The organism is Nocardioides sp. (assembly GCF_035503875.1).
Classification (GTDB): domain Bacteria; phylum Actinomycetota; class Actinomycetes; order Propionibacteriales; family Nocardioidaceae; genus Nocardioides.
In genome coordinates, this window is record NZ_DATJTA010000079.1 from 54,329 (window position 1) to 65,637 (window position 11,309).

General features: G+C 73.7%; 10 protein-coding genes. 1 reads left to right on the forward strand and 9 read right to left on the reverse strand.

Features of this window, described 5'->3' with window-relative positions; all coding sequences use genetic code 11:
• Nucleotides 1–3: 3 nt before the first annotated feature.
• From VMF51_RS18695 to VMF51_RS18715, 5 genes are all read right to left on the reverse strand, one after another.
• Nucleotides 4–303, reverse strand: a complete 300-nt coding sequence (locus VMF51_RS18695) for a hypothetical protein (protein WP_325475974.1) — start codon at nt 301–303, stop codon at nt 4–6.
• Between the two features lie 94 nt (nt 304–397).
• Nucleotides 398–1,465, reverse strand: coding sequence for an alpha/beta hydrolase family protein (locus tag VMF51_RS18700; protein ID WP_325475975.1), 1,068 nt, complete (start codon nt 1,463–1,465; stop codon nt 398–400).
• Nucleotides 1,462–2,595, reverse strand: coding sequence for an XdhC/CoxI family protein (locus VMF51_RS18705; protein ID WP_325475976.1), 1,134 nt, complete (start codon nt 2,593–2,595; stop codon nt 1,462–1,464). The genes VMF51_RS18700 and VMF51_RS18705 overlap by 4 nt, the downstream gene beginning before the upstream one ends.
• Nucleotides 2,588–3,754 (reverse strand): vWA domain-containing protein, encoded by a 1,167-nt coding sequence (locus tag VMF51_RS18710; RefSeq protein ID WP_325475977.1) that lies wholly within the window; start codon nt 3,752–3,754, stop codon nt 2,588–2,590. Before VMF51_RS18710 ends, VMF51_RS18705 begins: the two co-directional genes overlap by 8 nt.
• A complete protein-coding gene (locus tag VMF51_RS18715; protein WP_325475978.1) occupies nt 3,751–4,635 on the reverse strand; it encodes a MoxR family ATPase in 885 nt (294 codons plus the stop codon). Before VMF51_RS18715 ends, VMF51_RS18710 begins: the two co-directional genes overlap by 4 nt.
• A 52-nt stretch (nt 4,636–4,687) precedes the next feature.
• Between VMF51_RS18715 and VMF51_RS18720 the strand changes: the two genes are divergently transcribed.
• Entirely contained in the window at nt 4,688–4,945 is a 258-nt protein-coding gene (locus VMF51_RS18720; RefSeq protein ID WP_325475979.1) for a DUF3253 domain-containing protein, read from the forward strand.
• An 82-nt stretch (nt 4,946–5,027) separates the two neighbouring features.
• Here VMF51_RS18720 and VMF51_RS18725 read toward each other — a convergent pair whose 3' ends face one another.
• The 4 genes from VMF51_RS18725 to VMF51_RS18740 all read right to left on the reverse strand — a co-directional run.
• Nucleotides 5,028–9,332 (reverse strand): family 78 glycoside hydrolase catalytic domain, encoded by a 4,305-nt coding sequence (locus VMF51_RS18725; protein ID WP_325475980.1) that lies wholly within the window; start codon nt 9,330–9,332, stop codon nt 5,028–5,030.
• A 162-nt stretch (nt 9,333–9,494) separates the two neighbouring features.
• A complete protein-coding gene (locus VMF51_RS18730) occupies nt 9,495–10,046 on the reverse strand; it encodes a nucleotidyltransferase family protein (RefSeq protein ID WP_325475981.1) in 552 nt (183 codons plus the stop codon).
• On the reverse strand, nt 10,043–10,711 hold the full coding sequence (locus tag VMF51_RS18735; protein WP_325475982.1) for a hypothetical protein: 669 nt from the start codon (nt 10,709–10,711) through the stop codon (nt 10,043–10,045). The genes VMF51_RS18730 and VMF51_RS18735 overlap by 4 nt, the downstream gene beginning before the upstream one ends.
• A partial coding sequence (locus VMF51_RS18740; protein WP_325475983.1) for an RNA polymerase sigma factor occupies nt 10,708–11,309 on the reverse strand: 602 nt, incomplete at its 5' end. The genes VMF51_RS18735 and VMF51_RS18740, both read right to left, overlap by 4 nt.

Below are 11,309 nucleotides of genomic sequence, written 5' to 3' on the forward strand. Positions count from 1 at the left end.
TCCTCAGATCGAGATCGACCAGGAGAGGTCCTGGTCCATGGCGGTCAGGTCGACGTGCAGCGCGTTGGTGTTGCCGGCGATCAGGCCCGCGGCGGTGGTGCCGACGTCCATCACGTCGCGCCAGCCGAGCTCGAAGATCGCGGTCCCGCCGTCGACGGATCCGGAGAACTCCCCGCACCCGGAGCTGATCCGCCCGGCCTCGGAGGAGATGAAGACCTTCTCGTTGGCGAACTCGTTGCTCAGGTTGTTGAACCGGTCCTTGATCTGCGCCGCGACCTCGTCGGACATCTGGATGTCGGTCATCGCCTGCTCTCCGTGATCGCGCGACCAGCGGGCCCGTCCTGCTGGTGCGAACGTCAGGAACGTTCCCGGGACGCCGCCCGGCAAACGCGGATCTTCAGACGTCGAGACGGCGACGCAGGAACCGCACCGTCTCCTCGATGGAGGCCTGCCACTGCGGGGTGAACGAGTGCCGCTCCCCGGGGTAGACCTCCAGGCGGCTCTCGACGCCCGCCTCGGTGAGCAGTCGCTGGGTCGTCCGCGCCCACGGGAACGGGCACTGCTCGTCGTCGGTGCCGTGGTGCATGAGCACCGGCTCGGTGATCCGGTCGAAGTAGGTCCGCGAGGACAGGCCGCGGTAGAACCCGGGCTCCTCCTGCGGGGTGCCGAACCGCTCGAAGACGGCGTCGACCGCCTCGGGCCGGCTGCGGGCCGTGAAGTGCCGCAGGTTGTCGAGGTAGCGCGAGCTCACGCTGGCGTACACCACCGCCGCGTCGACGATCCCCGGCTGCGCGACCAGCGCGTTGAGGGTGACCCCGCCGCCCATCGAGCGTCCGAGCATGGCCATCTTGTCGGGATCGACGTACGGCTCGCGCTTGAGGGACTGCACGGCGTTGAGCGCGTCGCGGGTGTAGCCGAGCCGGCTCTCGCGCTCCAGCGGCGTGGCCGGGTCGGAGTCGGCGTGGCCCCGGTAGTCGGTGTGCAGGACCACGAAGCCGGCGTCCGCCAGCCAGTCCTGCTCGCGCGCCAGGCCCTGACCGGGGACGTAGATCGCCGGGTCGATGTAGCCGTGGTTGAGCACGATCCCGGGGAACGGCCCCCTCCCCTTGGGGCGCAGCAGCACGCCGGAGACCCGGACGTCGCCGCTGCGGTAGACCACCCGGTGCCGCGTGTACGACGCGGTCTCGCCCTCGAGCGCCGTGAACCGGATCCGGCTGCCGCGGAACTCCTCGCGCATCAGCTGCGGGAGGGAGGTCCTGTCGGTGACGGGTGGCAGCGTCTCGTTCTGCTCGGTGGGGGTGGGGGGCTGGGTGGGGCCCGGAGACGGGCTCGTGGATCCGCTGGCCTCTCCCGACGACGTCGACGGCGGGGCGGCCGGCTCGTCGGAACCGTCGTCGCTGCAGGCGACCAGCGGGGCGAGCAGGATCAGCGCGGCGAGCGTCGTACCTCGACCGACGCGCCTCATGCGAGCGGACCCTCCCGGTGGATCCGGCCCTGGGTGTGCCCGAGCCGCTCCCCGGTGCCACCCCAGCGGCCGGCGATGATCTCGGCGGCGATGCTGATCGCGGTCTCCTCGGGAGTCCGGGCGCCGAGGTCCAGGCCGATCGGGCTCGCGAGCCGGGCGAGCTCGTCGTCGGTCAGCCCGGCCTCCTTCAGCCGGGCCATCCGGTCGTCGTGGGTACGACGCGAGCCCATCGCGCCGACGTACGCCACCTCGGGGAGCCGCAGCGCCACCTCCAGCAGGGGTACGTCGAACTTCGGGTCGTGGGTGAGCACCGTGATCACCGTGCGCGGGTCGATCGCGCCGGCCTCCAGCTGCGCGGTGAGATAGCGGTGCGGCCAGTCGACGACGACCTCGTCGGCCTCGGGGAAGCGGCTCGCGGTCGCGAACACCGGGCGCGCGTCGCAGACGGTCACCCGGTAGCCCAGGAAGCTCCCCACCCGCGCGACCGCCGCGGCGAAGTCGATGGCGCCGAAGACCAGCATCCGCGGGTGCGGGGCGAACGCCCACACGAAGGCCCGCATCCCCTCGCCCCGGCGCTCCCCGTCGGGGCCGTAGGTCAAGGTCGCGTTCGTGCCCGAGGCGAGCAGCCCCAGGGCGTCGTCGTGGACCGCGTCGTCGGCGCGCGGCGAGCCGAGGGTCCCCGCGGGCGCCTCGTCGGGACGGACGACGAGCCGCCGCCCGACCCACGCGGGGTCCGGGTGCTCGATCACCGTGGCGAGGGCGACCGGCCGGCCGGCCTCGACGTCGGCGGCGATCTCGCCCAGCTCGGGGAAGGTCTCGCGGGAGACGCGCTCGACGTACACGTCGAGGATCCCGCCGCAGGTCAGGCCGACGGCGAACGCGTCGTCGTCGGAGACGCCGTACCGCTCGAGGGCGGGGGTGCCGGAGGCCACCACCTCGCCGGCGAGCTCGTAGACGGCGCCCTCCACGCAGCCGCCCGAGACGGACCCGACGGCCGAGTCGTCGGGGCCGACCAGCATCGAGGCGCCGGGCGGGCGCGGCGCGGACCGGAAGGTCGCGACCACCGTCGCCACTCCGACCGTGTGGCCGGTCTCCCACCAGCGCATCAGCTCCGGCAGCACGTCACGCACGGGCGACCACCTCCACCAGCTCGGCGTACGTCGCGAGCGAGTGGCCGGCGACGAAGTCGTCGACGTACGGCAGAACCGCGACGATCCCCTGCTGCACCGGCTCGTAGCCCGCCTTCCCGCGGTGCGGGTTGACCCAGACGACCCGGTGCGCGATCCGGCGCAGGCCGGCGACCTGGGCGGTGAGCTCGGTCGTGTCGCCGCGCTCCCAGCCGTCGCTGAAGATCACCACGACCGCGCCGCGCGCGGTGCCGCGGCGGCCCCACCGGTCCAGGAAGGAGCGCAGGGTCTCGCCCAGCCGGGTGCCGCCCGACCAGTCCGGGACCGTCCGCCCGGCGGCCACCAGGGCGCGCTCGGGGTCGCGCAGCCGCAGCGCCCGGGTGACGTGGGTCAGCCGGGTGCCGAGCGTGAAGGTCTCGACCGACCCGGGCGCCGCCTGGGTGAACCGGTGCGCGAGGCGCAGCAGCGCGTCGGCGTACCCGCTCATGGAGCCGGAGACGTCGACCAGCAGCACCACGCGGCGCGGCTTGCGGCCGCGGCGGCGCCAGGCGATCTCGGCGGGCTCGCCCATCCGGCGCAGGCTGGCGCGCAGGGTGCGGGAGGCGTCGACGTCGCCGCGGTGCCACGCCCGGTGCCGGGCGGTACGGCGCAGCGGGATCCGCGGCCGCAACGTGCCGAACAGGGCGCTCAGGCGCTGCCGCTCGGCCGGCGAGAGGGCGGCGACGTCGCGGTGCCGGAGCACCTCCAGCTCGCTGGCCCGCGCACGGACGATCTCGGCGTCGTCGTCGCCCTCGCCGCCGTCCTCGGCGTCGGTCTCGGGCAGGTCGGAGAAGGTCGGCGCGACCGGCTGCGGGGGACGTGGCCGCGGCAGTCCGTCGCGGGAGCCGAACCAGGCCTCGAAGACCGAGTCGTAGCGGGCGAGGTCGTCCGGACCGCCGCAGAGCGTCGCCCGGCCGGCGACGTACGTCGCGACCTGGTCGTCGAGCCCCACCAGGGCGACCGCCTCGAGGTAGCTCCGCGCCCGGTCCTGGGTCACCGGCACCCCGGCAGCACGCAATGCCCGGGTGAAGCCGAGCAGCACCTCGTCGGCGTCATGGGTCGACCCGTCGATCCTGCCGCGACACACCGCAGAATCCGCCGAGAAAGCGACGGGTCGGCTCATGGGGTCAGCATCCGGTCGAGGGCGGCGCGGACCCGGTCGGCGTCCTCGCGGTACTTCACCAGCGCGCCGAGGGTGCGGGCGGCGGTCTCGAGGTCGAGGTCGGTGGTGCCGAGGTGGTGCAGGGCGCGTGCCCAGTCGAGGGTCTCGGCGACGCCGGGCGGCTTGAGCAGGTCGCCGCCCGCGCGGAGCTGCTGGACGACGCCGACCACCTGGGCGGCCAGGGTCGCGGACACCTCGGGGGCGCGCGAGCGGACGATCTCGACCTCGCGCTGCAGGCCCGGGTGGTCGATCCAGTGGTAGAGGCAGCGCCGCTTGAGCGCGTCGTGCAGCTCGCGGGTCCGGTTGCTGGTCAGGACGACGTACGGCGGCACCGCGGCGCGGACGGTGCCGAGCTCCGGGATCGTCACCTGGTACGTCGAGAGCACCTCCAGCAGGAACGCCTCGAACTCGTCGTCGGCCCGGTCGACCTCGTCGACGAGCAGCACCGCCGGCGCCTGCTGCAGCGCGGCCAGCACGGGACGCGCGAGCAGGAAGCGCTCGTCGTACAGGCTCTTCTCGGCCTCCTCGACGGTGCGGTCGTCGGCGCCGCCGGCCGCCTCCAGGGCGCGCAGGTGCAGGATCTGGCGCGGGAAGTCCCAGTCGTAGAGCGCCTGGGTGGCGTCGATGCCCTCGTAGCACTGCAGGCGCACGAGCGGGACGCCGAGCGTCTCGGCCAGCGCCTCCGCGAGGGCGGTCTTGCCGGTGCCCGGCTCCCCCTCGAGCAGCAGCGGCCGCTCCATCCGCAGGGCGAGGTACGCCACCGTCGCCAGCGCGTCGTCGCACAGGTAGCCGGTCGCGCCCAGTCGCTCGGCCACGTCCGCGGCGCTCCCCAGGGCCTCCATGTGACCCAGGCTACTGACCGGCCCGTTGGCCCCGGGTTGGCATCATCGGTGCATGGCTGACGACGCGGCCGATCCGCTCGAGCGGACCATCCTGGACCTGCTGGACCAGCGGGCCGCCGACGCCTCCATCTGCCCCTCGGACGCCGCCCGCGCGGCGTCCCCGGACGACTGGCCCGCGCTCATGCAGCCGGTCCGCGACGCCGCCGCGAGGCTCGCCGCCGCGGGCCGGGTCGAGGTCACCCAGGGCGGCGCGGTCGTCGACGTGACCACCGCCCGGGGGCCGGTGCGGATCCGGCGACCTCGGCACTGATCGACGTCCGGGGACGCTCCATCACGCGCCTCGGCCCCCGCCCCCGACGATGTCGACGGGGACGGGGGCCGGTGTCCGGACCTCAGCGCAGGGAGCTCAGCACTCCCCGCGCGTTGCGCACCAGGACCCGCGACGCCGCGGGGTTCCGCACGCCTCGGGCCACGCGCACGACGGCCCGCACCTGGGTGCGTGCCTGGGCGGTACGGCCCTGGGCGACGGCCTTGCGCACGGCCACCAGGCGCCGCTCCATCACCCGCCGGTCGGCCCGGGAGAGGGTGCCCTCGGCGGCGTACTGACCCACGAGCCTCGTGAGCACGACCGGGCCCGTCCGCGTGGCGAAGCGCACCCGCAGCACGGCCCGGTTGCCCGCGCGGTCCGTGGCCGTGACGACCAGGCGGTGGCCGCCCAGGCTCAGGTCGCGCAGGCGCAGCGCCCCGGTGCCGACCCGGCGCCCGTCGAGCGTGGCGACCACGGAGGCCACCCCGCCGGCGTCGGTGACGTTCACGCGGAGCGGGCGCACCGCCGAGGCGGGGTACGTCGCGCCGTCGCGCACGCCGGCGACCCGGATGACGGGCCGGGTCGTGTCGGCGGCCTCGGGCCGCACGGCGACCGAGCGGGCCTTCTCGACCAGGCCGGCCTTGTCCGTGGAGCGGTAGCCCACGGTCTGGGGCGCGGTGCCCGGCACCGTGACGGGGGCCGTGTAGGCCTGCCAGGCGCCGTCACCGATCCGGTACTCCGTCCCGGCGACCCCGGACGCGGCGTCCGTCGCCGCCAGCGTGACGACCGCTCCGCGCACCGTCGCCGTCGTGGTCGGCGGCGTCCGGTCGACCCGCAGCGTGCGGCTGCCGGTCGGGGACACGTTGCCGGCCGCGTCGGTGGCGCGGTACTCGACCGTGGCGGCTCCGTCCTCGCTCAGCGTGACCGGGGCGGTGAAGGGCTGCCACTCCCCGGCGTTCTGCCGGTGCTCGACGGTCGCGACGCCGGTGCCGGCGTCGGTCGCGCTCACCGAGTACGACGGCGCGCTGACGTACCAGCCCTCGGCACCGTCGGGCTGCTCCGGAGAGACCGTGAAGGCGGTCTCCGGGGCGACGGTGTCGTCGTCCCCGTTCGCCGACGCGACGAACGAGTAGCTGCCCGGCCCGACCTCGTAGGTCGCCTTCTCCGCGTCGCGCGAGACCGGGGTGAGCGCCCCGTCGCCGATCAGCGCGTCGGCTCCGCCGACCCGGTCGAGCGGCAGCTCGATGGTCGCGGTGGTGTTGGCCGGGACTACCACGTCGAGCGTGAGGCGGCCGCCGTCCAGCGTCCACTCGGTGCTGACCTCGCCCTGCGGGGTGTCGTACGACGCCGTGTTGGACGTCAGGCCCTCGAGGATCGAGGGCGCGATGACCAGCTCGCGGAACGCGATCGAGCCCTCGGCCTGCTCGATGCCGCCGAGACCGGACCAGAACCAGTCGTCGAGCGCGGCGAGCATGTAGTGGTTCTGCGACCCGGACCTGGTCATGCCGGTCCAGGCCTCGGGCAGCGCGGTCGACCCGGTCTCCACGAAGTAGCCGAAGCTCGGGTAGGCCTTCTGGGTGGCGATGTCGAGGATGACGTCGTCACGACCGTTGTCGGCGAGGACGTCGAGGATCGCCGGCAGGGCGATCTCGCCGACCGTGAGCAGGTTGTCCTTGGCGCGGATGGTGCCGATCAGCAGGTCGAGGACCTCGTCGTACCGGTCCGCGGGGACCAGGCCCTCGTCGAGCGCGAGGCCGTAGGCCGCCTGGTTGCCCGGGCCGACCTCGCCGGTCTCGGCGTCGAACCACGTGTCGATGAACGCGGAGCGGATGTTGCTCGCGAGGGTCGCGTACTTCTCCGCGTCGGCGGTCTTGCCGATGGTCGCGGCGACCTCGCCGAGGGTGCGGGCCAGCTTGTGGTAGGCCTGCGTCGCGACCAGGTCCCGCGCGATCGGCGCCGGCGTGGTGTCGGGCGTGATCCAGTCGCCGAGGCCGCCGCCCAGGATGAAGCCGTCGGCCCGGCCGCCCAGGTAGTCCAGGTAGCGGGTCATGTTGGCGTAGTACTGCCGCAGCGGCGTGGGGTCGCCGTACGTCTGGTAGCTGTACCACGGCACCAGGATCATGCTGCCGCCCCAGTTGGCGTCGTCGCGGTAGCCGTCGTCGAACTCCATGAACTCGGTGTGCTCGGGCGTGAAGTCCGGCACCAGGCCGGCCTCGGTCTGCCCGTCCGCCAGGTCCTGCATGATCTTGCGGAGGTGGGCCTCCATGTCGTAGTTCTTCGCGACCGAGTCGTAGACCAGGTTGAGCTGCTCGGTCCATGCGAGCTTCTCGCGGTGCGGGCAGTCGGTCATGACCGAGTACATGTTGCCCTGCATCGCGCGGTCGCTGATGGTGTGGATGCTGTTGAGCAGCGGGTTCGAGGACGCGAACTCGCCGGCGCGCTCGTTGGTCGTGCGCAGCACGATCGCGCGGACCTCGTCGGCCGTGGGCGCCCGGGTCAGACCGGTGATCTCGACGTAGCGGAAGCCGTTGTACGTGAACTGCGGGTGCCACGTCTTCGGGCCGTCGCCGTCGAGGTAGAACGACTGCCAGACCCGGTTGCGGCCGCTGTACTGCGTCTGCAGCACCGCGCCGGTCGTCGTGTTGAGCTGCTCGGCGGGGTACATCTGCACCTGCGTGCCGGCGGCGCCGTCGGCGGTGAGCTGCGGCCAGCCGGCGATGTTGATGCCGAAGTCGACGACGTACACGCCGGTCGAGGGGTTGGTGATGTTCACCGGCTCGAGCACGTCCACCGGCTCGATCGGCGGCGCGGTGCGGCCGACGACCTCGGTCGTCTCGTACGCCGCGGTCGTCACGGTGGCGGTCGGCCACGCGTCGACGGCGGTGGTGCCGGGTTCCTTCCAGCCCTCGACCTCGCGGCGGTAGTCGTAGGTCTCGCCGCCGTACCAGTTGGCGCTGGTGGTCGCGCCGAGGGTGGTGCGCCAGGTGCCGTCGGTGTCGACGACGACCTTCTGACCGCTCTTGAGCGTGACCTCGAGCTGCGCGAGCAGCCGCGGCGGGCTGTGGTGGCTGCCGAGGTACTGGTAGCGGTTGGAGGCCGCCCGGCTGACCTTGGCCATGCCGGTGCCCATCTCCGCGGCGAGGCGGTTCTCACCGGAGGTGAGCAGGCTCGTGACGTCGTACGTCGACGCGACGACGCGGTCGCGCAGGTCGGTGTCGGCGGGCTCGAGGACCGCGTCGCTGACCGGCTCGCCGTTGATCGTCGGCACGTAGATGCCCATGCCGGTGGCGTACAGGCGGGCGCTGGCGACCTCGCCGGGCAGGTCGAACGACTTGGCGAAGACCGGCAGCGCGTCGGGCTGGGGGTGCTGCGCCGAGGGCGGCTGCTCGCGGGTGGCGCTCCGCGCCACCGCCCAGGGGCCGTCGGGGCTGTCGGAGTACTGGATCTGGTAGTCCCGCGGCCGGTTGGCCGTGCGGGCGTACTGGTCCAGCAGGTCGTTGCGCGTGAAGATCCGCGCCTGGTTGAAGGTCCGCGACTGTCCGAGGTCCAGGGTCAGGGTGATCGGGTCGTCCGCGATGTTCAGCGCGGGACGCGACTCGCTGCTGTAGCCGCGCGGCGCCTCGGTGGAGGCGGTCTCGCCGTCGGTGAGGTACTGCGGCGACCACTCGCCAGCGGTGTCCTCGGACTCGGAGGCCACGACGGGCGCGCCGAGCGCGAAGTTCGCGGTCGGGTCGGCGCTGTTGAAGACCTGCAGCTCCGCGAGCTGCAGGCGGGCCTCGCGGTCGGGGGCGAAGGGGTCGGTGACGGCGCCTTCCAGCGCGCTCACGCTGAGCCGGACGTAGCGCCCGGTCACGGCGGTGAAGCCCGCGGGCATCGGGTGCGCCGAGGGCGCCTCCCAGGTCGGGTTGCCGATCCAGTCGGCGCTCCAGTCGGCCTCGTCGACGAGGCCGAGCTCGAAGGACGCCGGCTCGCTCCAGGGCGAGACCTGGTCGTCGTCACCCCACACCCGCACCTGCCAGGCCCCCGTCGACCGCGAGGTCAGCGGGGTGCCGTCGTAGGTGACGCCGTGGTTGACGTTCGAGGCGACCCGCCCCGTGTCCCACAGGTCCGCCTGACCTTCGGCGAGCTTGGCCGCGGTGCTCGCGACCCGCACCTGGTACGCCGCCTGGGCGCCACCGCCCCATCCGCGACCGAGCTGCCAGCTCAGGTCGGGCGTGGTGTCGTCGATCCCGACGGGCTCGACCAGGTCGGCCGTCTCCAGGCCGACCGGTGCCGCCGTGCCCTCGGGAACCGCGTGGGCCGGCGGTGCCACCACGGCCAGCCCGAGCCCGAGCGCTCCGCTCAGGGCCGAGGCGATCCCGGCGCCGACGACGCGTCTGACGTGCTGCATGCATCCTCCAGATCTCGCAGACCCGGCGACGCACGAGGATTCGTGAAACGTATCAGGCCCGAGCCCTCGCGAACCCTAAGCGAGGTGACGGCCATCACCGAGGACGCGATGGGAATTGGCCGGATGTGGCCACGACCACGCGCCAGTTCTCGTTCTAACGTTTCAACGATCGACGTCGTGGCCGGTCGCCAGATCGCCACACTCCACGAGCGCGACGTCGTGGGACCGCAGGTAGTCGCGCGCACCGTGGTCGCCGGTGGCCACCTCGACGATCCCCGTCCAGTGCTCGCGCCCGAGCAGGACCGGGTGCCCCGGGCGTCCGTCGTACGCCGCCCGCGCCAGCGCGTCCGGTCCCGTGGCCGCAGCGAGCACCCGGGCGACGACCGGAGCGGTGACGTCGGGCAGGTCGACGAGGTGCACGAGGGCCGCGTCGTCGTCGCCGCCGAGCGACGCGAGACCCGCACGCAGGGAGGCCGACATGCCCTCGGCCCAGTCGTGGGCGACCACGACGTCGGCGCCGCGGCCGTCGAGCAGCCGCACCGCCTCGTCGACGGCGGCACCCAGCACGACCGTCACCTGCTCGCAGCCGCCGTCGTGCAGCACGTCGACAGCGCGGGCGAGCCAGGGCTCACCCGCGCCGTCGACGACCAGTGCCTTCGGCATCCCCATCCGGGTGCCGGCCCCCGCGGCGAGCAGGAGCCCGTGGACGCTCATCCGCCGAACGCGTCGGCGTACAGCTGCTCGAGCTCGGGGGTCGCCGGCCCGCTGAACCCGCAGACGGTGACCTGGCCGTCGGTCGCCGAGACCAAGTAGGTGCCCCCGACCTCGAACTCGACCGCGCCGATCAGGTTCGTCAGCTGCTCGGCCGGGGCGTCGACCTCGACCCGGTCGGCCTCGTCACCGGCGTAGAACTCGGTGGGGGTCAGCACGACCGTGCCGTCGCCGATCGTCTCGACCGTGCCCTCGAAGGCCACCTGCTGCTGCGACAGCACCTCCGCCGAGGGCACCATGCACCGCCCGGTCGACGCCGCGGGGGCGCGCAGGCTGATCACGACGGGCTCGCCACCGCTGTCGCCGGATCCGTTGTCGTCGGCGATCGGGGGTGCGGTGTTGTCGTCGTCGGTCCCGGTCAGCGTGAAGACCCCGACGCCCGCGATGACCAGCACCGCGGCGGCCGCGACGAGCCAGGTCAGCGGGTTGCGGCCGCGGGTGCCGGTGCGGCGCTCGGGGACCTGGGTGTCGGTGTCGTGGCTCATGGTGTCCTCCAGGAGTCGGGCCACCCCGTCGGGGTCGGCCGGGCCGAGGGAGGCGGCCGGGTCGGCGGCGCGCAGGCGGGCGCGCAGCGGGTCGTCGCGATCGACGTCGTGCGAGTCGGTCATGGCCTTCTCCCCTCTCTCGACTCCTCATGTCCGGCTGACCCGTCGATCTTTCGCCCGTCCTTGCGGAGCCGATCGGCCAGGTTCTGCCGAGCTCGGTGCAGCCGGATGCTCGCGGCGTTCGGCGTGATGCCGAGGACGACCGCGATCTCGCCGGGGGCGAGATCCTCCCAGGCCCACAGGCGGAGGAGCTCGGCCTCGGCGGGCCGCAGCCCGGCCAGCGCGGCGGTCACGGCCTCGTCGCCCGGAACGTCGGCCGGATCGGGGACGACGCCCTCCGTCGTGACGCTGGCGACCTTCGCCGCCAGCCGTCGCTGCCGCCGCTCCCCCCGCTCGGCGTTCGCGAGACAGTTGCGGGCCACGCCGTACGCCCACGGGAGCGGGTCGCCGGGGATCTGGTCGAAGCGTCGCCAGCACACCAGCAGGGTGTCGGCCAGGACGTCGTCCGCGGTCGCGGGGTCGGTGCGCCGGACCAGGAACCGCCGCAGCGGCTCGACCAGCTCGCGCGCAGCCTCCTCGAAGCGGCGGCGTCGGTCCTCGTCGTCGTTCATCGGCACCCCCGTACCCTCCCACCCGCGGCCCCAGACCCACCGGGGTCGTG